This is a genomic window from Micropruina sonneratiae (assembly GCF_025972045.1).
GTDB lineage: Bacteria > Actinomycetota > Actinomycetes > Propionibacteriales > Propionibacteriaceae > Micropruina > Micropruina sonneratiae.
This window is the reverse complement of sequence record NZ_JAPDHX010000005.1, coordinates 212,548-237,099: the sequence shown is the minus strand read 5'-3', so window position 1 is coordinate 237,099 and position 24,552 is coordinate 212,548. Positions and strand designations below refer to the sequence as shown.

23 protein-coding genes are annotated in these 24,552 nt (G+C 70.4%); 11 read left to right on the top strand and 12 right to left on the bottom strand.

All coding sequences use genetic code 11. From position 1 onward, the window contains the following. Position 1: 1 nt before the first annotated feature. Positions 2-1,333, bottom strand: coding sequence for an ABC transporter substrate-binding protein (locus tag OIE40_RS14055; protein ID WP_264703214.1), 1,332 nt, complete (start codon positions 1,331-1,333; stop codon positions 2-4). A 131-nt stretch (positions 1,334-1,464) separates the two neighbouring features. Then, positions 1,465-2,538, bottom strand: a complete 1,074-nt coding sequence (locus OIE40_RS14050) for a LacI family DNA-binding transcriptional regulator (protein ID WP_264703213.1) — start codon at positions 2,536-2,538, stop codon at positions 1,465-1,467. A gap of 56 nt (positions 2,539-2,594) precedes the next feature. Here OIE40_RS14050 and OIE40_RS14045 point away from each other — a divergent pair, with 56 nt between their 5' ends. Continuing rightward, positions 2,595-4,502, top strand: a complete 1,908-nt coding sequence (locus tag OIE40_RS14045) for a M3 family metallopeptidase (RefSeq protein WP_264703211.1) — start codon at positions 2,595-2,597, stop codon at positions 4,500-4,502. A gap of 13 nt (positions 4,503-4,515) precedes the next feature. On the opposite strand, the gene OIE40_RS14040 is transcribed toward OIE40_RS14045, so the two are convergent. Then, on the bottom strand, positions 4,516-6,180 hold the full coding sequence (locus OIE40_RS14040; protein WP_264703210.1) for a DUF885 domain-containing protein: 1,665 nt from the start codon (positions 6,178-6,180) through the stop codon (positions 4,516-4,518). 98 nt (positions 6,181-6,278) lie between these two features. Between OIE40_RS14040 and OIE40_RS14035 the strand changes: the two genes are divergently transcribed. From OIE40_RS14035 to OIE40_RS14020, 4 genes are all read left to right on the top strand, one after another. Then, the gene (locus tag OIE40_RS14035; RefSeq protein ID WP_264703209.1) at positions 6,279-8,345 is read left to right on the top strand and encodes an acyltransferase family protein; all 2,067 of its coding nucleotides are present in this window, start codon (positions 6,279-6,281) and stop codon (positions 8,343-8,345) included. A gap of 2 nt (positions 8,346-8,347) precedes the next feature. Further along, positions 8,348-9,061 carry a glycerophosphodiester phosphodiesterase family protein gene (locus OIE40_RS14030; protein WP_264703208.1) on the top strand — a complete coding sequence of 238 codons (714 nt, stop codon included), beginning with the start codon at positions 8,348-8,350 and terminating at the stop codon, positions 9,059-9,061. Between the two features lie 51 nt (positions 9,062-9,112). Then, complete coding sequence (locus tag OIE40_RS14025) at positions 9,113-10,021, top strand: 1,4-dihydroxy-2-naphthoyl-CoA synthase (protein WP_264703207.1); 909 nt, start codon at positions 9,113-9,115, stop codon at positions 10,019-10,021. A gap of 124 nt (positions 10,022-10,145) precedes the next feature. Then, positions 10,146-11,600, top strand: a complete 1,455-nt coding sequence (locus OIE40_RS14020) for an alanine/glycine:cation symporter family protein (protein ID WP_264703206.1) — start codon at positions 10,146-10,148, stop codon at positions 11,598-11,600. A 3-nt stretch (positions 11,601-11,603) separates the two neighbouring features. On the opposite strand, the gene OIE40_RS14015 is transcribed toward OIE40_RS14020, so the two are convergent. Continuing rightward, positions 11,604-12,278 (bottom strand): GNAT family N-acetyltransferase, encoded by a 675-nt coding sequence (locus OIE40_RS14015; protein ID WP_264703205.1) that lies wholly within the window; start codon positions 12,276-12,278, stop codon positions 11,604-11,606. Positions 12,279-12,314: 36 nt separating this feature from the next. Between OIE40_RS14015 and OIE40_RS14010 the strand changes: the two genes are divergently transcribed. Beyond that, positions 12,315-12,857: a YbaK/EbsC family protein gene (locus OIE40_RS14010; RefSeq protein WP_264703203.1), complete on the top strand. Its 543-nt coding sequence runs from the start codon at positions 12,315-12,317 to the stop codon at positions 12,855-12,857. A 43-nt stretch (positions 12,858-12,900) separates the two neighbouring features. Here OIE40_RS14010 and OIE40_RS14005 read toward each other — a convergent pair whose 3' ends face one another. From OIE40_RS14005 to OIE40_RS13990, 4 genes are all read right to left on the bottom strand, one after another. Further along, positions 12,901-13,959, bottom strand: coding sequence for a threonine aldolase family protein (locus OIE40_RS14005; RefSeq protein ID WP_264703202.1), 1,059 nt, complete (start codon positions 13,957-13,959; stop codon positions 12,901-12,903). Positions 13,960-14,306: 347 nt separating this feature from the next. After that, positions 14,307-14,585 (bottom strand): hypothetical protein, encoded by a 279-nt coding sequence (locus tag OIE40_RS14000; RefSeq protein ID WP_264703200.1) that lies wholly within the window; start codon positions 14,583-14,585, stop codon positions 14,307-14,309. A 53-nt stretch (positions 14,586-14,638) separates the two neighbouring features. Then, complete coding sequence (locus tag OIE40_RS13995) at positions 14,639-15,211, bottom strand: SDR family NAD(P)-dependent oxidoreductase (RefSeq protein WP_264703198.1); 573 nt, start codon at positions 15,209-15,211, stop codon at positions 14,639-14,641. Next, the gene (locus tag OIE40_RS13990; protein ID WP_264703196.1) at positions 15,211-16,587 is read right to left on the bottom strand and encodes a DUF6421 family protein; all 1,377 of its coding nucleotides are present in this window, start codon (positions 16,585-16,587) and stop codon (positions 15,211-15,213) included. Before OIE40_RS13990 ends, OIE40_RS13995 begins: the two co-directional genes overlap by 1 nt. 241 nt (positions 16,588-16,828) lie before the next feature. On the opposite strand from OIE40_RS13990, the gene OIE40_RS13985 reads away from it, so the two are divergent. After that, entirely contained in the window at positions 16,829-17,362 is a 534-nt protein-coding gene (locus tag OIE40_RS13985; protein ID WP_264703194.1) for a peptidase, read from the top strand. A 9-nt stretch (positions 17,363-17,371) separates the two neighbouring features. On the opposite strand, the gene OIE40_RS13980 is transcribed toward OIE40_RS13985, so the two are convergent. Next, positions 17,372-18,211, bottom strand: a complete 840-nt coding sequence (locus tag OIE40_RS13980) for a CPBP family glutamic-type intramembrane protease (RefSeq protein WP_264703192.1) — start codon at positions 18,209-18,211, stop codon at positions 17,372-17,374. A 52-nt stretch (positions 18,212-18,263) separates the two neighbouring features. Between OIE40_RS13980 and OIE40_RS13975 the strand changes: the two genes are divergently transcribed. Then, a complete protein-coding gene (locus OIE40_RS13975; protein ID WP_264703191.1) occupies positions 18,264-20,705 on the top strand; it encodes an ATP-dependent DNA ligase in 2,442 nt (813 codons plus the stop codon). Here OIE40_RS13975 and OIE40_RS13970 read toward each other — a convergent pair. Beyond that, positions 20,689-21,276, bottom strand: a complete 588-nt coding sequence (locus tag OIE40_RS13970; RefSeq protein ID WP_264703189.1) for a DinB family protein — start codon at positions 21,274-21,276, stop codon at positions 20,689-20,691. The two genes, OIE40_RS13975 and OIE40_RS13970, sit on opposite strands and share 17 nt — an antisense overlap. A 98-nt stretch (positions 21,277-21,374) precedes the next feature. Here OIE40_RS13970 and OIE40_RS13965 point away from each other — a divergent pair, with 98 nt between their 5' ends. Together OIE40_RS13965 and OIE40_RS13960 are read left to right on the top strand one after the other, a co-directional pair. Continuing rightward, positions 21,375-22,358 (top strand): helix-turn-helix transcriptional regulator, encoded by a 984-nt coding sequence (locus tag OIE40_RS13965; protein ID WP_264703187.1) that lies wholly within the window; start codon positions 21,375-21,377, stop codon positions 22,356-22,358. Positions 22,359-22,404: 46 nt separating this feature from the next. Beyond that, on the top strand, positions 22,405-22,872 hold the full coding sequence (locus OIE40_RS13960) for a P-loop nucleotide/nucleoside kinase family protein (RefSeq protein WP_264703185.1): 468 nt from the start codon (positions 22,405-22,407) through the stop codon (positions 22,870-22,872). 12 nt (positions 22,873-22,884) lie between these two features. On the opposite strand, the gene OIE40_RS13955 is transcribed toward OIE40_RS13960, so the two are convergent. Together OIE40_RS13955 and OIE40_RS13950 are read right to left on the bottom strand one after the other, a co-directional pair. Beyond that, positions 22,885-23,325 carry a VOC family protein gene (locus OIE40_RS13955; RefSeq protein ID WP_264703183.1) on the bottom strand — a complete coding sequence of 147 codons (441 nt, stop codon included), beginning with the start codon at positions 23,323-23,325 and terminating at the stop codon, positions 22,885-22,887. Between the two features lie 28 nt (positions 23,326-23,353). Next, the gene (locus OIE40_RS13950; protein ID WP_264703182.1) at positions 23,354-23,845 is read right to left on the bottom strand and encodes a DinB family protein; all 492 of its coding nucleotides are present in this window, start codon (positions 23,843-23,845) and stop codon (positions 23,354-23,356) included. 62 nt (positions 23,846-23,907) lie between these two features. Here OIE40_RS13950 and OIE40_RS13945 point away from each other — a divergent pair, with 62 nt between their 5' ends. Beyond that, entirely contained in the window at positions 23,908-24,546 is a 639-nt protein-coding gene (locus tag OIE40_RS13945) for a TetR/AcrR family transcriptional regulator (RefSeq protein WP_264703180.1), read from the top strand. Positions 24,547-24,552: the final 6 nt, after the last annotated feature.

Sequence of the window (24,552 nt, the reverse complement as noted above, 5' to 3'; positions counted from 1 at the left end):
GCTACTTCGCGGCGTCCCAGTCCTTCTGCGCGGCGCCGGCCGCGCCCTGGGCGTCCATCGACCCCATCGGTTTCACCGCGTTCCAGTTGAACGGCAGGGCCGCAGCTTGACCGGCGGAGGTGTTGGCGATCCAGATGGTGTCCCAGGCCGGCTCGAAGTTCTTCGTGTACGGCGCGATCTCGGTGTAGAACGGGTCGCCCTCGACACCCTCCTGCGACGGTGCGAAGCCGGCCTTGTCGTTGAACAGCTTGTAGTTGTCGGCGAAGAACGACAGCCACGCCAGCGCGGCGGTCGGGTTCTTCGCATTGGTCGGCACCGCCAGGCTCAGCTCGACCTTGCCGCCCAGGTAGGCGTTGTCGGCGGCGTTGTTGCTCGCCGGCAGCGGGAAGTAGCCGAAGTCGACCTTGTCGGCCTCGTTCAGCGAGCCGACGTTCCAGGTGCCGTCGGAGATCATCGCGGCCTTGCCGGTGAGGAACTCGCTGGTCATCTGGTTGTAGTTCGAACCGGCGAAGTTCGCCTGGCCGTAGCCGTACAGCTGCTGCACCTTGGTCAGCACCTCGAGCTGGGTGCCCTCGTTGAGCGCAACGGTGTGCTCGTAGAGTCCCTTGGCGAGATCCTGCTTCGCCTGGGCGGTGGGGTACAGGCTCTGCACGACGCTCAGCATGACGATGCCGGCGGTGTCCTTGCCGCCGATCGAGATCGGGGTGATTCCCTTCGCCTTCAGGGTGTCGCACACCTTGATGAACTCGTCCCAGGTGGTCGGGACGGTGATGTTGTTGTCGGCGAAGATCTTCTTGTTGTAGGTCAGGCCGGTGTAGTAGGACAGTCCGGTGGGCACCGTGTAGTTGCGGCCGTTGTAGGTGATCTTCTCGAGCACCGAGGGCTGGAACTTCTTCATGAACGGCTGATCGGTGAGGTCCATGAACCCCCCGGCGTCCGCCAGCCTGGCGTCGTCGCCCTTGTTGCTCTCGGGCACGTAGTCGGGCAGCTGCTTCGGGTTGGCCAGACCGACGTCGATGGTGCCGGCGCTGAGCCGGGACGCGCGGGCCTGGTTGTAGTTCTCGTTCGGCACCGCGGTGAAGTTGAGCTTCACCTCCGGGTACTGCTTGGCGAAGGCGTCGTTGACGGCCTTGAAGCCCGCGTCCGAACCGGACGCGCTGGAGACCAGGATGTTCAACTCACCGGTGACCTGGGAGGCCTCGGTCGGCACGCTGGCCGAACTGGCCGGCGCTCCGCCGGAACAGCCGGCCAGGGTGAGTGCCCCGACCGTTGCGAGCGTGATCAGGCCGGTGGCCAGGGGAGCGCGGCGACCGCGCAACATCGTTGTTGCCATGAGTCCCTCCGGGTATCCGAAACGTTTCGGTAACTGACCGTAACACCGGGACGCCCCCGAGGGCGAGACCTGCGCGCCCACTTCCCTGCCCTCGGGAGTTTCCTCTCGGGGAGCCCAGCCCTGGAGGCGGGTCAGCGTCGGGGTCGGGCGGTCGAGGCCCGCACCAGCAACTCGGCCGCGGGGATCTCGGTGTGTTCGGGCTCGCCGCCGGCGATCAGCCGCAGCAGCAGCCGGGCCGCCTCGGCCCCCAGGTCGTGCGGCGCGGTCTGCACCGTGGTGAGCGGCGGCGCAGTGAAGCCGGACAGCTGGATACCGTCGAAGCCGGTCACCGAGACGTCGCCCGGCACCGTGAAACCCATCGCGTTCGCGCGGGAGATGAACCCGATCGCGGTCAGGTCGTTCGCACACAGCACCGCCGTCGGTGGGTCGGCCGACCCGAGCAGCTCGTCGGCGGCCCGGGCGCCGCCCTCGGAGGTGAAGTCGCCGCCCACCAGCGGCCCCGCCACCACCCCGGCGTCCGCCAACTCGGTCCGCCAGGCGTCCTCTCGCTCGCCGGAATGGACGAAGCCGGGGGACCCCGAGACGTGAGCGATCCGGGTGTGGCCAAGGTCGAGCAGATGCCGGAGCAGGGCCCGCAGCCCGGGCAGGTGCTGCTGGTGCACGGTGGAGACGAAGGGCCGCTTGTCGCCGGAGTTGATGGCGACGGCGGGCAGCCCCAGGCGTCCGACCACCTCGAAGCGGGGATCGTCGGCCTGCACATCGGTCAGGAAGATGCCGTCGACGGTCTCGCTGCGCGCCCACAGCGGAAGCCGCTGGAGCACCCGCTCACGGCTGCCGGCCAGCTGCAGCAGCAGCGCGTAGTGGGCCTCGTCCAGCACCGTCTCGACACCACCGATGAAGCCGGCGAAGAACGGGTCCGCCTCGAGAACGGACGCCGGCCGCTGCACCAGCAGCCCCACCGCCCACGCCTGCCGGGCGACCAGGCTGCGGCCGCGGATCGACGGTACCCAGCCGAGCCGTTCGGCGATCCCGGTGATCCGGACCCGGGTGGCCTCCGACACTCCCGCGCGTCCGTTCAGCGCGGCGGACACGGTGCTGATCGCCACCCCCGCCTCACGGGCGACGTCGGTGATGCTGACCCGCACGCCGGCGTCGGGGCGGGGGCGACGAGCCTGGCCGCGGGGCCCCGTCATCCGGGTTGGCATGCGCCGATCCTGCCACCGTCGCAGGGGTGCGCCCAAGCTCGGTAGGGTTGCGGCTCATGGCCCTGACTCCACTGGAACTGCCCGCCGACGACTGGATCGGGTGGCTCGACGAGCGTGGCCCCGGCCAGCTCGACGTGGCCCGGGCGGCCATCGCAGAGTTGAAGCGGTCCGACCCGGAGCGCGTGCTCGCGCTGTGGAACGATGCCGCGATCGCCCGACGCAACGCCGGGGCGGTGGCCGGCTTGCTGTCGTCGGTGCATCCGGAGGCCGCCGTCATCGAGGCGGCCGAGGCGCTGGAGGTCGAGGCCGACCGGTACTCCACCGACCTCTACCTCGACACCGACGTGTATGCGGCGCTCAACCGGGTCGATCGCGACAGCCTGGACGCCGGGGCGGGCCGGGTGCTGGACAAGGCGCTGCAGTCGTTCCGGCGCTCCGGCGTCGACCGCGACGAGGAGGTCCGCAACCGCGTGCGGGAGCTGGAGGAGCGGCTCACCGAGCTCGTTCAGGCGTTCTCGCGGAACATTCGCGACGGCCGGCGCGAGACCCGGGTACCGGCGTCCGCCCTGGCCGGCCTGCCCACTGACTACGTCGAGTCCCATCCCGCCGACGCCGACGGACTGGTGGCGGTGTCCACCGACTATCCCGACGTGCTGCCGTTCCTCACCTTCTCGACCGACCCCGACGCGCGCCGGGCGGTGGCGACCACGTTCTTCAACCTCGCCTGGCCGGTCAATGACGAGGTGCTGGCGGCGATGCTCGCGGCCCGCCACGAGCTGGCCACCCTGCTCGGCTATCCGGGCTGGCCCGACTACGACGCCGAGGTGAAGATGATCGGTTCGGGGGCGGCCATCGCCGACTTCATCGACACGATCAGCGCCGCGGCCGAGGCGTCCGCCCGGCGCGACCTGGCGGTGCTCGCCGAGCGGGCCGCCGCCGACGGCGAGACCGTCATCGACCTGTCGAACTGGCGGCACTACTACGAACTGATCAAGCGCGAACGGTTCGGGGTGGACGCCCACGAGGTGCGCCGTTACTTCGACTTCGGCAAGGTGCACGACGGGCTGCTCACCATCACCGGCCGGCTGTTCGGGTTGAGGTTCACCCCCGTGGAACAGGGGGTGGCCCGCACCTGGCATCCGGACGTGACCACCTTCGACGTCAGCTACGCCGCCGACGGTGCGCCGGTGGGGCGGATCCACCTCGACCTGCACCCGCGGGAGCGCAAGTACAACCACGCGGCCCAGTTCGAACTGGTGGCCGGCATCGTCGAGCGGCAGCTGCCCGAGGGCGTGCTGGTGTGCAACTTTCCTCGCGGGCTGATGGAGCACCGCGACGTCGTCACGCTGTTCCACGAGTTCGGCCACCTCATCCACCACCTGCTCGGCGGCGGCCAGCGCTGGCTGCGGTTCTCGGGCGTCGCCACCGAGTGGGACTTCGTCGAGGCTCCCAGCCAGCTGCTCGAGGAGTGGGCCTGGGACGCCGAGGTGCTGCGGCTGTTCGCCACGGACGCCGAGGGCGCCCCGATTCCCGAGGCGTTGGTGCAGCGGATGCGGGCAGCCGACGAGTTCGGCAAGGGGCTGCTGGCCCGCACCCAGATGTTCTACGCCACCCTCGCCCACCGGTTCCACGCCGAGCGGCCGGCCGACCCGACCGCGGCGATGCTCGACCTGTACGAGACGTACAGCATGGTGAAACCCCTGGCCGGGACGCACTTCTACGCCGGCTTCGGGCACCTGGCCGGGTACACGTCGGCCTACTACACCTACATGTGGAGTCTGGTCATCGCCAAGGACCTGTTCAGCGCCTTCGACCCCGACAACCTGCTCGACCCCACGATGGCCGGCCGCTACCGCGACGCGGTGCTGGTGCCCGGGGGGAGTGCGGACGCCGCCGACCTGGTCGAGGACTTCCTCGGCCGGCCCTACCGTACGGAGGCGTTCGAGCGCTGGCTCAACAGCTGACGGCGTCCCGGCGTCAGTCGGCGAGCACGGCGTCCCGGAGCACGCTCAGCGGCAGCGAGCCCAGGTTGAGCGCGCGGCTGTGGAAGTCCCGCAGCGAGAACGAAGCGCCCGCCTTGGCCTCGGCCTCGGCGCGCAGCTCCTGCCAGAGCCGCTGCCCGATCTTGTACGAGGGCGCCTGCCCGGGCCAGCCCAGGTAGCGGTTCAGTTCGAAGCGCAGGAACTTCTCGTCCATGTTCACGTTCGCGCGCAGCAGCTCCCAGGCCTTCTCGGCGTCCCAGGTGCCGCCGCCCCAACGCTGCGGGGCCGGCTTGCCGAGATGGACGCCGATGTCGAGCACCACCCGGGTGGCGCGCATCCGCTGCCCGTCGAGCAGGCCGAGCAGATCGCCCGGGTCGTCCATGTAGCCGAACTCCTGCATCAGCCGCTCGGCGTACAGCGCCCAGCCCTCACCGTGCCCCGACACCCAGCAGACCAGCCGCCGCCACAGGTTCAACTGGTCGCGGTTGTGCACCGCCTGGCCGATCTGCAGGTGATGGCCCGGCACGCCCTCGTGGTAGACGGTGGTCTTCTCCCGCCAGGTGTTGAACTCCGTCACGCCCGGCGGCACCGACCACCACATCCGCCCCGGGCGGGTGAAGTCGTCCGACGGCCCGGTGTAGTAGATGCCGCCGTTCTGGGTGGGGGCGATCATGCACTCGATGGTCCGCACCGGCTCGGGGATGTCGAAGTGCACGCCGTTCAGCTCGGCGACGGCCTCGTCTGCGGTCGACTGCATCCATTCCCGCAGCGCGTCGGTGCCGCGCAGCTTGCGCGCCTCGTCGGCGTCCAGCACCGCGACGGCGTCGGCGACGGTGGCGCCCGTCCCGGCGATCGTCTCGACCACGGCGTCCTGCTCGGCGGTCACCCGGGCCAACTCGTCCAGGCCCCACTCGTAGGTCTCGTCCAGGTCGACCTCGGCGCCCAGGAACAGCCGCGACCAGAGCCGGTACCGGTCGCGTCCCGACGCGTCGGCGGCCGGCGCCTGCGGCTCCAGGTCGCGCAGGAACGCGGCCAGGGTGCCGTACGCCTGCGCGGCGGCCACCCCGGCGCGGTCCAGTTCGAGCGCCAGCGCACCGCCGTGCTCGGCCGTGCGGTGGAAGGTGGTGAAGAACGAGTTCTCGGGATCGGCCAGCTGATCGGCCTGGACGATGCCCTCCCGCACCTGCAGCGCGGGCGGCACGTAACCGCGTCGGACGCCCTCGCGCAGGCAGGCGAGGTAGCCGTCGACGGCCTGCGGGACGCCGGCCAGCCGGGAGGCGATGTTGGACCAGTGCTCCTCGGTCCGATTGGGCATCACGTCGAACACGTCGCGGAAACCCTGCAGCGGCGAGGCGATGTTGTTCAGCGCCCGGAACTGCTCCCCGGCCTCGTGCAGCTCGTGCAGCAGGCCCAACCGCTCGCGCATGGCCGCCACGGTGACCCGGTCTGTCTCGTCGCGGGGGGTGACCGCGTCCAGCTTGGCGAGGGTGTCGCGCGCCAGGGCATCGTCGGCGTCGTGGAAGTCCGGGTCGGCCGCACTCATCAGGTGGTCGTAGCCGGACAGTCCGATCGCGGTGCCGAACAGGGGATCGAGCTCGGCGCGGGCCAGGGTGTAGGCGTCGGCGAGGGCATCGACCTCGCTCGGTTCACGGGTGGTCACCCGCCCGACCCTACCGCCGCCCGCGACCGACCGGACGCCCGGCCAGGGGGTCGGCGAAGGCTGCCGCCGGGCAGCGCCCGGCTAGACTGTGGCCCCTCATGACGAAGACCGCGCCGAGCGGGCGGGTGCGTCAGGACATTCAGGGGCTGCGTTTCGTCGCCGTCCTGCTGGTGGTCGTGTACCACGTCTGGCTCGACCGGGTCTCCGGCGGCGTCGACATCTTCCTGGCCCTGTCCGCCTACCTGCTCACCCTCGCCTTCGCCCGCCGGCTCGACGACGGGCGGGCGTTGGCCCTGCCCCGGTACTGGACGCGGACCTTCGCCCGGATCGTGCCGCTGGCGGTGCTGACCATCCTCGCCGTGGTACTGCTCGCTCCGGCGGTGCTGCCGGTGACATCGTGGTCGCAGACCCAGCAACAGGCTGTGGCCAGCGCGCTGTACTGGCAGAACTGGTGGCTGGCGGCCCACGACGTCTCCTACTACGGCACCGGTGTCCCGCTGCCGCTGCAGCACTTCTGGTCGCTGTCCATCCAGGGCACCGTGTTCGTCGTCTGGCCGCTCATCTTCGCCGTGGCCGGGCTGGTGGGGCGGCGCTGGCCGCAGGTGCGGCCGCGACGCCTGCTCGTCGCCGCGTTCGGCCTGATCTTCGTCGGCTCGCTGGCCTGGTCGGTCTGGATCACCGCCACCGACCAGGCCTTCGCCTACTTCGACACCCGCGGCCGGCTGTGGGAGTTCGCCTTCGGCTCCCTGCTCGCGCTGCTCGGGGTCCGGCTCTCGGCCGCCGTCCCCGCCCGCGTGGGCAGGGCGCTCGGCTGGGCCGGGCTCGCCGGCGTCCTGCTCGTCGGCATCGTGGTCAACGTCAGGGACGCCTTCCCGGGCTGGGTGGCGCTGGTGCCGCTGGCCGCCGCCGGGTCGGTCCTGCTGGCCGACCCCGACGACCGGCACGGGGTCGGACGCCTGCTCGGCCGGCCCTGGCTGGCCGGGCTCGGCAACGCGTCCTACGCGCTGTACCTGGTGCACTGGCCGATCCTGGTCGGCTATGTGGTGCTGATCGACCGCGACGAGCCCAGCGTGCTGGAGGGGGCGGGCATCATCGCCGCGTCGCTGCTGCTGGCCATCGGGTTGCACCGATTCGTCGAGGGACCGCTGCGGTCGCTGACCTCGCGCTGGGGGCCGTGCCGCAACCTTCTGCTGGTCGTGGTGGGTATCGGCCTGGTGCTGGCCTGCGTGACCGGCTGGCGACAGGTGGTGCGCAGCGCGCCCACCCCGGCCCCGAGCGTCGCGGTCGAGCAGCATCCCGGCGCCCGGGTGCTCGCCCCCGAATGGAAGGCGCACGGCGTGCCCACCGAACCCTCGGTGCCGACGCTGGCCGAACTGCCGCACCAGTGGGCCTTGGAAGGCCCCTCCTGCCCCACCGACTGGGAGCTGCCCGGCCGGGCGCAGCAGCAGTGCATGGTGCTCACCGATCCGACGATGGCCAGCGCCGAGGACGCCGACGACGCGGCGTCCACCCTGCCGCTGGTGGCCGGTCCGGACACCGAACGGGTCCTGCTGATCGGCAACTCGCACGTGCAGCAGTGGTCCACCGCGATCCGCGAGATCGGTCGCGAACGCGGCTGGCAGGTCCTGCTGATCTACGAGCAGAGCTGCTACCTGGCGCCGGCCGGCGACCCGATCAACGACGGCGAGAAGAAGTGCGTCGACTTCTGGCCGGACGTGCTGGACGCCATCGAACCGTTGGACCCCGACCTGGTGCTCACCGTCGGGACCCGGTCCGAGGTCGACGGCGAGACCGTGCTCGAGGCGGGGATCGCGGCACTGGCCGAGCATGCCCGCGAAGGCCGGACGATCATCGCCATGCGCGACACGCCACGTTTCGCCGAGGGCCTGGTGCAGTGTCAGGCCGCCCGGTCCGACGGCGACCCACCATGCACGGCCGACCACCCGATGCTGCGGGCGGCGAACCCGCTGACGCCGCTGGTGGGGCCGATCACCGGGATGACCACCTTCGACCCGAACCCGATCGTGTGTCCCGACAAGGTCTGCGTACCCGAGATCGGCAATGTGAAAGTGTGGATGGACAACCACCACCTCACCCGTGACTACGTTGAGACCACGACGGAGCTGGTGCTGGCTTGGGTGAGGCAGGCGATCGAAAGGGCGTGAGCATGGAGATCTGGGCACACCGCGGTGCAAGCGCGCGGCAGCCGGAGAACACCATCGCCGCGTTCGTCGCCGCCATGGAGGCGGGCGCGGACGGGGTCGAACTCGACGTACAGCTCAGCGCGGACGGCGTCCCGGTGGTCATCCACGACGAGAAGGTGGAGCGCACCCACGCCGGCACCGGCTGGGTCGCGTCCCACACCGTCGAGCAGTTGCAGGCCCTGCCGTCGGTGCTGAAGCCGAAGGCGGACCCGCTGACCACCCGGATACCGACGCTCGCCGAAGTGCTCGACCTGCTCGCCGCCGGCAACCAGCGGATCAACATCGAACTGAAGAACAGCGTCAAGCCCTACAAGGGACTCGAGGCGAAGGTGCTGGCCATGATCGCCGAGCGCAAGCTGGGCAAGCGGGCGGTGCTGTCGTCGTTCAACCACTACTCCCTGCAGCGGCTGCGCGAGCGCGGCTGGACCGGCGAACTGGCCGCCATCCACGACGGCATGCTGCGCGAGGCCTGGCGCTACTTCCGCGAACTGGACGTGCAGGCGGTGCATCCGTCGCGGCACGTGCTGATGGTGCCCGGCTACGTGACCCGGGCGCATCGGGCCGGCTTCCGCATCCGGGTCTGGACGGTGAACAAGGCCGCGCAGCGGCAACGCTGCGTGCGGCTGGGTGTCGACGGCATCTTCACCGACGTGATGAAGCCCAGCCCCAGCTGGTAGGACGTCGACTCGACGCGCTCGCCGAGGGGCGCTGCCGCTAGGTTGGACGCCATGAGCAGCCCCTGGCGTCCGGACCTGTGGGACGAGGTCCCCGGCTTCGCGTTCACCGACATCACCTACCACCGGGCCAAGGACGTGCCGGCGGTGCGGATCGCCTTCGACCGGCCCGAGGTGCGCAACGCGTTCCGGCCGCACACCGTCGACGAGTTGTACACGGCGCTCGACCACGCCCGCCGCTCGCCCGACGTGGGGTGCGTGCTGCTGACCGGCAACGGACCGTCGGCCAAGGACGGCGGCTGGGCGTTCTGCTCGGGCGGCGACCAGCGGATCAGGGGCCGCTCGGGCTACCAGTACGCCGAGGGTGAGACCGCCGAGACCGTCGATCCGCTGCGCGCCCAGGCCGAGGGCGGCCGGCTGCACATCCTCGAGGTGCAGCGGCTGATCCGGTTCATGCCCAAGGTGGTGATCGCCCTGGTGGGTGGCTGGGCGGCCGGCGGCGGACACTCCCTGCACGTAGTGTGCGACCTGACCCTGGCCTCGGCCGAGCATGCCCGGTTCAAGCAGACCGACGCCGACGTCGGGTCGTTCGACGCCGGCCTCGGCTCGGCCTACCTGGCCCGACAGGTCGGCCAGAAGGTGGCGCGGGAGATCTTCTTCCTCGGTCAGACCTACGACGCGCAGCGGGCCTACGAGATGGGTACGGTCAACAAGGTGGTACCGCACGAGCAGCTCGAGGACGTCGGCCTGGAGTGGGCGGCGCTGGTCTGCGGTAAGTCGCCGACCGCCCAGCGGATGCTGAAGTTCGCCTTCAACGCCGTCGACGACGGGCTGATCGGTCAGCAGGTGTTCGCCGGCGAGACCACCCGGCTCGCCTACATGACCGACGAGGCGGTCGAGGGCCGCGACGCGTTCCTGCAGAAGCGGACGCCGGACTGGTCGGATTTTCCCTACTACTTCTAGTTTCGGGGCTCAACAACGCGTCGAGGTGTAACGAGGCTGTCACGGCTGTTGTGGGGCCAGGGGGTTACCCGTGCGCTGGCCGTGGCCCTAGGGTGACGGCAACCCTCGCCGAAAGGTCACCATCATGGCGGACACAATCGTTGGCTGGTTGAACGACAATCTCACCTGGGTGCTCATCTTCGCCCTGCTCGCAGCCGGGCTGTATTTCACCATTCTCACCAAGGGCGTGCAGTTCCGGTTGTTCGGGGCCATGTGGAAGGTGATCTTCAAGTCCCGCGGCAACGCCGAGGGCGGCATCTCGTCCTTCCAGGCCTTCTGCATCTCGCTGGCCTCCCGGGTCGGCACCGGCAACATCGTCGGGGTGGCGATCGCGCTGACCCTCGGCGGGCCGGGCGCCATCTTCTGGATGTGGCTGATGGCCCTGCTCGGCATGGCCACCGCGTTCACCGAAGCCACGCTCGCGCAGCTGTACAAGATTCCGCACCCCGAGGACAAGACGTTCATCGGTGGCCCGGCCTACTACATCCAACGCGGCCTCAAATCGCGCCCCGTCGGCATCGTGTTCGCCGCCTGCCTGATCTTCACCTTCGGTTTCGCCTTCCAGATGGTGCAGTCCAACACCATCTCGGGCGTGGTCGAGGGCACCTGGGGCATCGACCCGCTGTGGACGGCGCTCGGCGTCGCGGCACTGACCGCGGCGGTCATCTTCGGCGGCATCAAGTCGGTCGCCAGGGTCACCGAGATCATGGCGCCCGGCATGGCGCTGGTCTACGTGCTGCTCGCGCTGGCCGTGCTGGTCCTCCGTGCGCCCGAGGTGCCCGGCGCGATCGGTGAGATCTTCGCCGGGGCGTTCGGTCTCAACGAGGCATTGGCCGGCACCGCAGGCGGCGTCATCGCCGCCATGCTGAACGGCGTCAAGCGGGGCATGTTCTCCAACGAGGCAGGCATGGGCTCGGCGCCCAACGCGGCCGCAACCGCCACCACCAGGCATCCGGTGAACCAGGGGCTGATCCAGTCCGCCGGCGTCTTCGTCGACACCATCCTGGTCTGCACGGCGACCGCGGTGATGATCATCCTGGCGGCCCCCGAGATCTACACCCCCGGCGTCACCGAGAGTTCCGTCGCGGCCACCCTCACCCAGAGCGCGCTCGCCAGCGAACTCGGTGCCTGGGTGACGCCGGTCATGGCGCTGCTCATCTTCGTGTTCGCCTACTCGTCGGTGCTGGGCAACTACACCTACGCCGAGGTCAACCAGGACTTCATCGGCGGTGGTCGCGTCGGCAACATCCTGCTGCGCTGCCTGATCGTCGTCGCGGTGTTCTGGGGCGGCATCCAGGAACTGGCGTTCGTGTGGTCGGTGGCCGACGTGGCGATGTCGGTGATGGCGGTGATCAACCTCGGCGCGTTGTTCCTGCTCGGCAAGCGTGCGGCCGGTGCCCTGAGGGACTTCGAATCGCAGAAGGGCGTCGCCTTGGAGGACCGCTCGTTCGACCTGGCCGGCAACCCGTACCTGCCCGACGACATTCCCGGCGAGGTGTGGCACAGCGAGCACTCCGGGACTGCGAAGGCGGAGGTCTGACCGTCAGCCGTTGGGGGCGGCTTCGGCCAGGCCGAGGAAGCGGCGCAGCGGCTCCGCGCCCTGCACGCTGAGGGCCGGGGGCCGGACCAGGGCGTCCGGGGTGAGCAGGTAGTCGTTGTTGGTCGCCCAGCCCTCACCACGCGCCGAACGGTGCGTGCCGTTGGGCCGGTAGCCGACCGCCAGGCTTACCCGGTTGGAGGCGACGTTGTCGGCGAAGGCCGACGACGTGACCTGCTCGAAGCCCAATTCGTCGAACAGGAAGGCGCACAGCGTTCGGCGCATCAAGGTGCCGATGCCGCGTCCCTGGTGGCGCAGGCCCAGCCACGAGCCCGTCTCACCCGCCCGGGTCCGGCGGAAGTCGTTGGTGACCACCCCCTGGGTGCCGACCAGTTCGCCGTCGTGGCGCACGGCCAGGTCGAGGCTCCAGGCGTCCGGGGCGAACCGGGCGCGCAGCCCCCAGTGGTACCGCAGAAACTCGACGTGGAACCGGTCGGGTGTCGTCAGCGTCCACGGGTGCAGGAACGGCATCCGATCCGGCGGATGAACCCCGTCGGCGGCCAGGTTGGCCAGCTCGATCGCCGTGTCGTCGTCGATGCCGCCCAGTTCGACGGGGCCTGCGCTGATCCGCAGCCCGATCGGCGGGTAGGCGTCAACGAGGGTCCGGTGGTCGGCGGTCATGCGCCGACCCTACGGGTACCCGGCAGGATGGACGCCATGACCGACACCCTCTTCGGAACCCTGGACGCCGTGCCGGCCGCGCAGCGCCCCGACCTGCTGGCGCCGCCGGTGGCGGCGGCGATCGGGCTCATCCCCGAGGCGCTGGTGGCCGAGATCGACCCGGCCCACGCCGACACCGAGCAGCTGTGTGCCCACTACGGCGTGCCGATGGACGCCTCGGCGAACGCGGTGATCGTGCGCGGCACCCGGGCCGGCGTCGAGCGGCACGCGTGCTGCATGACGCTGGCCCACCGCCGGCTCGACGTCAACGGCGTCATCCGCCGCCGCCTCGACGCCCGCAAGGCGTCCTTCGCGCCGATGGACTATGCGGTCGAGGCGACCGGCATGGAGTACGGCGGCATCAACCCCGTCGGGCTGCCCGAGGGCTGGCCGGTCTGGGTCGACGGCGCCGTCGCCGACCGCGACTGGGTCTGCATCGGCTCGGGCGTGCGGCACTCCAAGCTGTTCATCCCGGTCAGCGGATTGTTGTCGCTGCCCGGCGCCGAGCGGGTCGACGACCTGGCCCGCGACGTCGGCTGAGTGTCGGTCCACATCGGGCACCGAGTTCGGTGCCCGATGTGGATCAACCCTGCACGGCCCGTGCGCAGGCCTGCCGGATCAGAGCGGCGAAGGCGTCCACGTCGGCCTCGGTGGTGTCGAAGGAGCACATCCAGCGCACCTCGCGGGCCGCGGCGTCCCAGTCGTAGAAGAAGAACCGCTGCCGCACCACGTCGGCGACCCCGGCCGGCAGCCGGGCGAAGACGCCGTTGGCCTGGGTCGGGTAGGCGAACTCAACGCCGTCGACATTCTCGACCGCCGCCCGCAGTCGGGCCGCCATGGCGTTCGCGTGGCTGGCGCTGCGTAGCCACAGGTCACCCTCGTACAGCGCGACCAGCTGGGCCGACACGAAGCGCATCTTGCTGGCCAGTTGCATGTGCGTCTTGCGTAGGAACGTCAGGCCGTGGCAGCGCTCGGGGTCGAGCACCACGATTGCCTCGGCGCCCATCGCGCCGTTCTTGGTGCCGCCGAGGGTGACCAAGTCGACGCCGGCGTCGGTGGTGAAGGCGGCGAAGCCGACGCCCAGCGCGGCGGCCGCGTTGGAGAGCCGGGCGCCGTCCACGTGCACCGCCAGGCCGAGGGCGTGCGCGTGTTCGGTGAGCGCGGCGATTTCGTCGGGGGTGTAGAGGGTACCGAGCTCGGTGGACTGGGTGATGGACACGGCCAGAGGCTGCGCCCGGTGCTCGTCGCCGAACCCCCACGCCTGTTCGTCCAGCAGCTCCGGCGTCAGCTTTCCGTCGGGGGTGTCCACCGGGTACAGCTTGAGGCCGGCTACCTTCTCGGGCGCGCCACCCTCGTCGACATTGATGTGGGCACTCTTCGCGCACACCACCCCGCCCCAGCGCGGCAGCACCGACAGCAGGCCGGTGACGTTGGCGCCGGTGCCGTTGAACACCGGGAAGGTCTCCGCCTGCTCACCGAAGTGTCCTCGGACCACCTCGGCCAGCCGGGCGGTGTACGCGTCGTTGCCGTACGAGGATTGGTGTCCGCCGTTGGCGTCGGCGAGGGCGTCCAGCACCTCGGGGTGGACGCCGGAGTAGTTGTCGCTGGCGAAACCGCGCCTGGCCGGATCATGGAGTTGCACCCGGCCATCCTGCCACCGCCTGCGCCACCGCTGGAAACGGGGCCTGGCTAGGGGTGTGGCGATCCGGGGGCGCACCCGGATCCCCACGCCGACGCCGACACCGAGGGGGTTGGCCTCCGTGCCGGTCTGCGGCAGTTGGCCATCGCCGGGCGGCGGGGTCGGGGAGCTCGTCGTCGGCGAGGTGGCCGGCGTGCTGCCGGTCACGCTCGGAGTCGGGCTCGGGGTCTGGGAGGTGCTCTCAGACAGGGTGGGCGTCGGGGTCGCGGCCTGTGTCGAGCCGTCCCCGCTCACGCCACCGTCGTAGACCGTCGCCGAAGCGTGCACCGGGCGGGTCTTACCGGCCTGGCTCAGGGTGCCGGCTCGGAGTACGAGCTGCGCTGCTCGGTGACCAGGGCCGCACCGAGCAGCCGGTAGTACTGGCCGGCCGCGGTGCTGGTGAACACCTCGGTGCCGACGTGGTACTGCAGGTCGTAGGACTGCCCGGGGGTGACCGTGACGCGCACGGACGCGAACAGGAACCCCGAGTAGGTGATGTCGGTGTGGGTCTCGACGTAGTCGTTGAAGGTGACTATTTTAGGAAAACTAAATCCAAGCCCGGGCATCTGCACCAGCGCTGCGTCACCCACCGGGTGACACCTTTGACACGGTGGTTTGCACCAGGGGAGAACTCTTCGCCGGCTCAGTCGAACAGCGCCGCGAGGCGGCCGCCGAGCTCGTCGACATGGGTGTGACGCGAAAAATCCCGGTCGGGGTAGGCGGCCGCATCGGCGTCGGAATACAGCGCCACCACCCGCTCGACGTGCACCGTGGCGGGGGTGTCGCGCAGCGCGTGCCCGACCGCCAGCAGCCAGGTCTCGGCGGCCGCCTTGGCGGCCAGGTAGTTGGCGTTGCCCGCGGTCGGCCGGGCCACCCCGGCCTGCGAGACGATCGCGAACCGGCCGGCAGGCGCGGCGCCGACGGCGTCCACGAAGGCGCGGGTCGTGTTGCGCAGGGTGCCGACCAGCATGGTCTGCAGCCAGTCCCAGTCCTCGTCTGTCTGGCCGGCCAGGCCACCGCCGCCGCGCCAGCCGCCGACCAGGTGGACCACGCCGTCCACGGCGCCCAGTTCGGCGGCCAGTTCCTGCACCGCCGCGAAGTCGCGCAGATCGCACTGCTCGGGCCCGACCTCGATCGCCTCGTGGCCCGCCGCCCGGAGAGCGGCGGCGGTGGCGTCCCCCAGCGCGCTGCCCGCGCCGGCGATCACCACCCGCATCAGGCGTCCACGCCGGTGATGCCCGAGGTGGAGGCGATGACGTCGCGCATCTTCTTCTCGAACGCCTCGTAGAACATGCTTAGCGGGAACTCGTCGTCGAGCACCTTGTCGGTGAGCTCGCGGGGCAGCCCGGTCAGCGGTAGGTCACCGGCCTTCCAGGCGGACGCCGGGTGCGGCTCGAGCGTGCCGGCGACGAGTTCGTAGGCGGCCAGCCAGTGGGCGATCTTGGGCCGGTCGATCGAGCGCCAGTAGAGCTGCTCGATCTCGGCGCCCAGGGCGTTCACGCAGTCCGGCACCTGCTCCCAGTCGAAGGCGAGCCGGGTGTCGGTCCAGTGCAGCACGTGATGCTGGTGCAGCCAGGCGAACAGCAACTGTCCGCCCAGGCCGTCGTAGTTGCGCACTCGGCTGCCGGTGATCGCGAAACGGAAGATCCGGTCGAAGATCACGCAGTACTGCACCAGCCGGGCGTGGTGGGCCAGCGCCACGTCATCGGCGGAGGGCTCGCTCAGCGCAGCGACCCGGCGGTCGATCGCGGACGCCTCGCGGAACGCGGTCAGGTCGCAGCGCAACTCCTCCAGCGAATAGAGAAAGAAGGGCATCCGCTGCTTGATCATGAACGGGTCGAACGGCAGGTCGCCACGCATGTGGGTGCGGTCGTGGATGAGATCCCACATCACAAAGGTCTCTTCGGTGAGCGACTGGTCGTCGAGCAACTCGGCCGCCTCGGCGGGCAGGTCCAACTTGGTCACCTCGACCGCGGCGCGCACCACCCGGCGGAACCGCGCCGCCTCGCGGTCGGCGAAGATCGCACCCCAGGTGAACGTCGGCAGCTGCCGCATCGCCACGGTCTCGGGGAACAGCACCGCCGAGTTGGTGTCGTAGCCGGCGGTGAAGTCGAGGAAGCGGATCGGCACGAACAGCTTGTTGCTGAACTCGGACGCCTCGAGGTCGGCCACGAAGTCGGGCCAGATCACCTGCACCAGCACGGCCTCGACCAACCGGCTGCGCGAGCCGTTCTGGGTGTACATCGGGAAGACGATCAGGTGGGTCAGCCCGTCGACCCGGTCGAGCTGCGGCTGGAACGCGACTAGTGAGTCGTGGAAGTCGGGTTCGCCGAAGCCGTCGGTGGCCCAGCGGTCGAAGTCGACGCGGACGGCGTCCAGGTAGCCGGCGTCGTGGGGGAACAGCGGGGCCAGTTCGGCGATGCCGGCGGTCAGGTCGCCGACCAGGGCGGCGGCCCGATCGTGCGAGGCCGCATCGTCCACGGCGCCGGTGGCCGATTGCAGGGTCTGGAGTGCGGTGGCGGCGTCCTTGATCCGGAGCCAGGCGGGGTGCTGGGTGAGCTCCGACACGACGGGTTCGACGACGGTTGTCATGGCTGATTCTCACATGATGCTCGCTGGAAACGGAAGTATCGACGTCCGTTTCGCCAAGATGACGCTTGGTTGTTCGTTACAACCATGTTTGACGACAAATATTACGGTCTCGTTTTGACCTCGGAACGTCTGCGTTCCGTTCAGGTAACGGTTGAGGGTTGGCACTCGAGGGGGCTTGTGTGCTAGCCAGCCCGTGATTCACCATGACGGAACCGGTGGTTGGGTGGAGGAGGCGAGCGACGTGAACGAGCCAGAGGATCTCCCTGTCGAGGTGTCCCCCTTCCAGGCCCAGGGCAGGCTGGGCGGGTTCCTGGTCTCCGGCCGTTGGCCCGCCAACACCGTCGAATGGGCACGGTTCCTGCTGCTCGCGGTGCGGATGGCGACCGTGCCAGGGATGCTGCCCACCAGCACCGTGTTCCGGGTGCGTGAGGAGCTGCCCGACGAACCGGTGCCCGGGGCGGTCGGGCTGGTTCTGGCCGAGGGGCCGGTACTGGGCGAGAACGCGGTGTCCCCGGGCCAGTTCGCCCGTCACCAGCCGCCGGGCCTGATCGTGCTGCACCCGCCGAACGAGATCCGGCCGTCGCTGCCCGACTCCGACGACGTGGCCGCCGGTTGTGTGCTGTTGCCCGGCATTCCGCACCTGGGCCTGGAGCACCGGGCGGCCTGGGTCGAGGCCGACCGCCGCGGCAACATCACCCGCATGGTCAGCCGGGCCGGCATCGACCCCTACGAGGACGCCGACACCGCCGTGCTGGCCCTCTTCGTCGCGGCCTGACGGGAGCCGTCAGCCGGCCGGGGTGAGCAGAATTGTCGGCCACTCGGGGTTGTGGCCGTGCAGCAGCACCAGGAAGACCACCACGTCGAACAGCAGGTGCACGGTGATGACGTAGGCGAGGTTCTTGGTGAGCTGGAAGATCGCGCCCTGCACCAGCGCGAACGGGATGGTCAGCAGCGGCCCCCAGGACTGGTAGCCGAGTTCCCACAGGAACGACACGAAGATCATGGCCTGCAGCAGGTTGGCCTGCCACAGCTTGAAATGCCGCCGGTAGAGGGCGAACACAGTGCAGATGAAGAACAGCTCGTCCCAGATGCCGACCGCGTTCACCCCGATGAACAGCCGGGCCACCTCGTCGGTGGTGTGGATCGCGGGCCAGTTCTGGTAGACCCCGGTGCTCAGGAAATACCACGGCAGGATGAGGTAGCCGGCCACCACCACTACCCCCAGGTAGGTCCATTGGGCACGGTTCCACCGCCATCCGCCCCACGGGAACACGATCGGGTCACGACGGAACACCCAGCGCACCAGCACGTAGGGCACGATCAGCGCCGCTGAGAGCACCACGGTGAACCGGACCATGCCCGCGTCGGACAGGTCGGCGGCCAGGTCGGACAGGCTGAGCACGATGATCCCGGACGCCACCGCGGTCAGGTCGGGCAGCAGGCCGTCGGAGAGGGTGGTGAAGTCGCACAACCAGGCGCCGAAGACACCCGAGGCCAGCATGAACGTACCGGCCAACGGTTCGCGGAAGACCAGGAAGAACATCGCCGACAGCCCCAGGAGCACGGCGGGCAGGGTCGCCCAGGTGGAGTCCTTGACGTAACGGTCGTCGCTGCGCCGGTCCATGGAGCGAGTCTGTCACGGGTGATCCGAGGCGGTGACTGCCACACTGGCGGACATGAGCCCGTCCGAGCAGCACCTCGAGATCGAAGGTCGCAGGGTCAAGGTGACCAACCTCGACAAGGTGCTCTACCCGGCCACGGGCACCACCAAGGGCGACGTGATCGCCTACTACCAGGCGATCGCGCCGGTGTTCCTGCCGCACGCCCGGGGGCGTCCGGCGACCCGGAAACGGTGGCCCAACGGCGTCGGCACCCGCGAGCACCCGCAGACGCCCTTCTTCCACAAGAACCTCGACCCGAAGTCGACGCCGGGCTGGGTGCGCACGTTCACCATCGAGCACAGCGAGGGCGACAACACCTATCCGCTGATCGACGACGCCGCGACCCTGGTCTGGCTAGCCCAACTGGCCGCGCTCGAGTTGCACGTGCCGCAGTGGACGGTGCTCGACGGCGAGGTGCAGCCGCCGAACAGGCTGGTGATCGACCTCGACCCGGGCACGGGCGCCGGCATCGAGCAGTGCGTCGAGGTGGCGCAGCTGCTGCGCGAGGTGCTGGACGCCGTCGGCTTCGCGTCCGTCCCGGTGACCAGCGGCAGCAAGGGCATCCACCTGTACGCCGCCCTGGAGGCGGCGATGACCTCCGACGAGGTGTCGGCGTGGGCGCACGAGCTGGCCCGGTCGATGGAGGCGATGCACCCCGCACTGGTCGTCAGCGACATGAAGAAGACGCTGCGCGAGGGCAAGGTGCTGCTCGACTGGAGCCAGAACAACGCCGCCAAGACCACCATCGCGCCCTATTCGCTGCGCGGCCGCGAGCACCCGACGGTGGCCGCACCCCGCGCCTGGGACGAGCTGGATTCCGGGCTGCGCCAGTTGGAGTTCGACGAGGTGCTCGAACGGGTCGCCTCGCTCGGCGACCCGATGGCGGCGTTGGAGGGGACGTCCGACGGTGCGGCCGATAATGGGGACAGTCTCCATTTCAGGCCGGAGTCGTCGGCAGCCGGGTCAGACCGCCTCGCCACCTACCGCTCGATGCGGGACGCCGGCCGGACCCCCGAGCCCGTCCCGCAACAGCCGCCGCAACCGCGTCCGGACGGCAACTCGTTCGTCATCCAGGAGCACCACGCCCGCCGGCTGCACTACGACTTCCGGCTCGAGCACGACGGGGTGCTGGTGTCGTGGGCGATCCCCAAGGGGCCGCCGACCGACCCCGACGTCAACCACCTCGCGGTGCAGACCGAGGACCATCCGCTCGAGTACGGCAGCTTCGAGGGTGACATCCCCAAAGGCGAGTACGGCGGCGGGCACGTCGACATCTGGGACGCCGGAACCTATCAGCTGGAGAAGTGGCGCGACGGCAGGGAGGTGATCGCCACCCTGACCGGACGCCCCGGCGGCGGTCTGGGCGGGGTCCCGCGCCGGTTCGCGCTGCTGCACACTCGGATGGGCGGCGAGGAGAAGAACTGGCTGATCCACCTGATGAAGCCGGCAGAGCCGGACGACACCGAGGTGGGGTCGGGGGAGTCGGGGGACGCGTCGGGTGCGGCGCAGGTCACCGACGCTGAGCCCGACACCTCCGTCGCGCCGATGCTCGCCACGGCCGGCACCGCCGCCGACGTGCAGGGCGAGGGCTGGGTGTTCGAAGTGAAGTGGGACGGCTACCGCGCCATCGCGACGGTCGCCGGCGGCGAGGTCAGGTTGACCAGCCGGCGGGGTCTCGACCTGACCCGCGACTTTCCCGAACTGGCCGAACTCGGCGCCCTCATCGAGGGACACGACGCCATTCTCGACGGCGAGGTGGTCCTGCTCGATGAGCAGGGACGCCCCAGCTTCGAGAAGCTGCAGAACCGCAGCCAGTACCCGGGCGAGGCGCACTACATGGCCTTCGACCTGCTGCGGCTGGACGCCCGCTCGCTACTTCGTGAGCCGTATACGACCCGGCGGGAGAGGCTGGCCGCCCTGATCGGTGACGGCACCCGTCGCGTCCACCTCGGCGAGCAACTGGGCACCGACGCCGACGAGGCGCTGGCCATCAGCCGCGAACTGGGCCTGGAGGGTGTGGTCGCCAAGCGCGCCGACAGCGTCTACCAGCCCGGCCGCCGGGGCCACACCTGGATCAAGATCAAGCATGTCCTCACCCAGGAGGTGGTGATCGTCGGCTGGGCGCCCGGCGAGAGCGCCCGGGCACGCACCATCGGCGCGTTGCTGATGGCGGTGCCGGACGCCACCGGCGCGCTCAGCTACGTGGGCCGGGTCGGTACCGGCTTCACCGAGAAGGACCTGGCCGACACCAGGCTCGTACTGTCCGAGATCGAGGTGCCGGGCACCGCCGTGCCCGACATCCCCCGGCAGGACGCCAAGGGCGCCCACTGGGTCGAACCGATCCTGGTCGGCGAGGTCAGCTACGGGGTGTGGACCAACGCCGGCCGGCTGCGGATGCCGGTGTGGCGGGGCTGGCGTCCGGACAAGACCGTCGAGGACATCAGCCTTCCTGACTGAGCGCCTGCCAATCGACCGGCTCGATGCCGTCGGCCAGGTCGTTGAGCTCGTAGGCCTGCTTGCCGTCGATCGCCTCGCGGATGATGTCGGCATGGCCCGCGTGCCGGGCGATCTCGGTGCACAGGTGCACCAGCACCCAGCGCACCTCCCAGTGGGTCAGGTCGGCCGGGAACCACGGCGCCGCCGGCACCGGCACCTTGCCGTCGAGCGGGATCTCTCCGGCGACGATCCGGTCGAGCTGGGCGGAGACGCCGGCGACCCGCTCGTCGAAGGCGGCCAGCAACTGCTCGCCGGTCAGGCCGTCGATGGGGTCGGGCTCGCCCTCGGTGATACCGCGGCTGTACTCGGCCGAACCGCCGACGGTGGCCTCGATGCCGACGCCGTACTGCTGGGCCACCAGGCCGACGTGGTCGATCAGGTCGGCCAGGGTGAACGCGCTGACCGTCGAGCGCCGGTGCCAGTCGGCGTCGCTCAGGCCGTGGGTCGTGGAGCGGACCTGGGCCAACTGGTTGCGCAGGAAGCTCGCCAGCACCGGGGCCTCGCCGGTCGCGTTCGGAGTGAGGAAAGCCATGGTCGGTGTCCTTTCGTCGTCGCCCGCCTGACTGATAATCCAAGTCTGTCCCTCAAATAGGACAGGAACAGTCCTTTGGTTCATGGGATCGTGGAGCCATGTCCACCGACACCACCGAGCGGGCGCTGCGGGTGCTGGGGCTGCTGCAGTCCCGGCCGGGATGGACGGCGTCCGAGCTGGCCGGCGACCTCGGCGTGACCACCCGCACCGTGCGCAGGGACATCGAGCGGCTCCGGCAACTCGGCTACGCGGTCGAGGGCGAACGCGGTGTGGCCGGCGGCTACCGGCTGTCCCGCGGCAGAGCCGTCCCGCCGCTGCTGTTCACCGAGGACGAGGCGGTGGCGATCGGGCTGGGCCTGCAGCGCACCGCTGCGCTCGGTGAGGGCGCCGAGGCCGAGGACGCCGTCAGCGCGCTCGCCAAACTGGACGCCGCCCTGCCGGCCCCGCTGCGGGAACGGCTGCGCGACCTGCGTGACACGGTGCGACACACCGGCCTGCCGACGCGCCGATCTGCTCCCGAGTCGCTCACCCGGCTCGCCGCCGCCATCCGCAACCGGTCGCGGATCGGCTTCGGCTACCCGCCGACCCGCTCCGGCCGGGGTGACCTGGCCAGGCGCTGGGTCGAGCCCTACCAGCTCGTCGCCAGCGACAACGGCTGGTACCTGTCCGGCTTCGACCTCGACCGGGACGACTGGCGGCTGTTCCGGCTCGACCGGCTGACCGACCTGGCGGTGTCCACCTTCGGCTACCGCCCCCGCTCCGATGCCCCGGACGCCGTCCAGCGGCTGGGGCGCATCCCGGCCGAGTCGTACCGGCACACCGCCGTGGTGGTGATCGAGGCGCCGATCGGCCCGTTGAGCGACTGGTTCGGCCACTACAGCAACCGGCTGCGCGCCCTCGACGAGCGGCGCACCGAACTGCGCGCCGGCACCGACCACCCCGAACACGTGCCGTCGTGGCTGACCGGACTCGAGGCGCCGTACACCGTGCTCGGCGATGTCGCCGTCCGGGACGCCTTCGCCGCCGCCGGGCGGCGGTTGCTGGCGGCCGCGGCGTCCGGGATCGAGCCGGGGGAGTCGTAACAGCCGCGCAACGCCGGCCCTGGCCCGCCCTGGCATGCTGGCAGGCATGCCCAAGGTCACCCTGTTGTGCGGTCCCGCCGGTTCCGGCAAGACCACCCATGCGCTGAAGCTCGAACGGCGTGGCGCCGTCCGGCTGTCGATGGACGAGGCGGTGTGGGACGACGGCTGGCAGCAGGACGAACCGCCGCAACACCGTCTCGACGAGCTCTACGCCGGGCTGAAGCGGGACTTCGACGAGGCGCTGGCGCACGGCAAGGACGTCGTGGTCGACCTGTCACTCGCCGACCGGGCGGTGCGGGACGAGTGGCGGCGGCTGTGCGGGGCGGCCGGCGTCGGCTACGAACTGCTGGTGTTCACCGCGCCCTTCGACGTGCTGTGGCAGCGGGTCAAGCAGCGCAACGACCGGCACGAGGCGAACGCCCTGCGGCTCACCGAGTCGAGGCTGCGGCTCTACGTCGACGGCTTCGACTGGCCGGGCGACGACGAGGACGCCGAGGTGGTCAGCACCGGCTGACAGTGCCGGGGCTCAGCCGCCCGCCACCTCAACGGTCGCGGCCCAACCCTGCGGCGCGGCCACGTTGAACATCCACTCAATGCCGTACTTGTCCTTGACCAGGCCGTACACGTCGCCCCAGACCTGCATCTCCAGCGGCTGGCCGATGCTGCCGTCGGCGGCCAGGGCCTCGAACCAGCGGGTCTGGGTCTGAAGGTCGTCGCCGAAGAACGAGCAGTAGACCCGGGTGCCGCCCCAGGTCTGTTCGGCGCCGGGCATCGCGTCGGAGGCCATGATCGTGAAGCCGTCCCCGGTCAGCTGGCCGTGCATCAGCCCCTCCTCGGGGGCGTCCGGGACGCCGAACTCACGGAAGCCGAACAGCTGCAGGTCGCCGCCGAGGATGCCGTGATAGTAGGTCATCGCTTCCCGGCCGTTGCCGGGGAAGTTGAGGTAGGGGGTCAGTTGGATGGTCATCGGTTCTCCTCTCGTCGGGTCGGGGCGGTCACAGGACGATGTACTGGCGGCCGTCGATCAACTCGCGGGCGGCGTCCAGCTGGCCCGCGTGCACGGCGGTCTCGACCAGCACGTGGACGAGCACGCTGCGCAGGTCGGGGAAGGACAGGCCGGCCGATTCCCACCAGTACTCCGGGTGCCGCGGCGGGGCGTCCAGCTCGGTGGCCTCGATGAGAGCGTCGGACGCCGCGGCCGCGCCCCGGTAGGCGGCGAGCACGGCCTCGGCCGGCTCGTCGGGCCCGACCAGCCAGTCGGCGTTGTCGCCCTCGGGCCAGTAGTCGAGGTCGCCGCCCGCCATCACGGTCTCGAACCAGTAGCGCTCGTCCGAGAAGGTCAGGTGCCGGACCAGGCCCAACGGCGTCCAGCCCGACGGCAGCACGGGGCTGCGCAGCTGCTCCTCGGAGAGCCCCTCGAGTTGGGCCAGCACGTGCCTGCGTTCGCCCCGAAGCCTCCCCAACAGCAGGTTTCGCTCGTCCGGCATGCACCGCTCCTCTAATGTTGACGCTGTGAACATCGCGTGCCGGCCACAGTAGGTGCTGCCCGATGCCCGAGGCAAGAGCGCACCCCTACCACCACGGCGACCTGCGCGCGGCGCTGGTCCGGGCCGGCTACGGGCTCGCCCTGGACGAGGGGCCGCAGGCCGTCACCCTGCGGGCGGTGACCCGTCGGGCCGGGGTCAGCCCCACCGCCGCCTACCGGCACTTCGCCAACGTCGACCAGTTGCGGGCCGCGGTCGGGATGCGGGCGTTGGGGGCCCTGGCCGGGGTGATCGAGGCCCATCAGGCGGCGTTGCCGGCGGCGCACCGGGCCCGGCCACGGGACCTGCTGACGGCGGTCGGCGACGGTTACATCGCCTACGCGCTGGACAATCCCAACGGCTTCCGGACAGGCCTGTTCGGGCTGCTCGACATGGGGCACGCCGAACTGCCCGAGGGGGCCGGTGACGGTGGACGCACACCCTTCCAACTGCTGACCGACGCGTTGGCGGCGGCGGCCGCACAGGGGTCGCTGCCGCCCGACTCGGTTTCGTCGGCCGCGGTGCACTGCTGGTCGAGCGTGCACGGGTTCGCCTCGCTGGCACTGCTCGGACCGTTGCGGGGCCAGGCCCGTCACGAACTGGACGCCCTGGGTCGCCGACTGGTCCGCGACGTGGTGGCCGGCGTCCTCGGCCCCGCGTCGTAGGGCGCC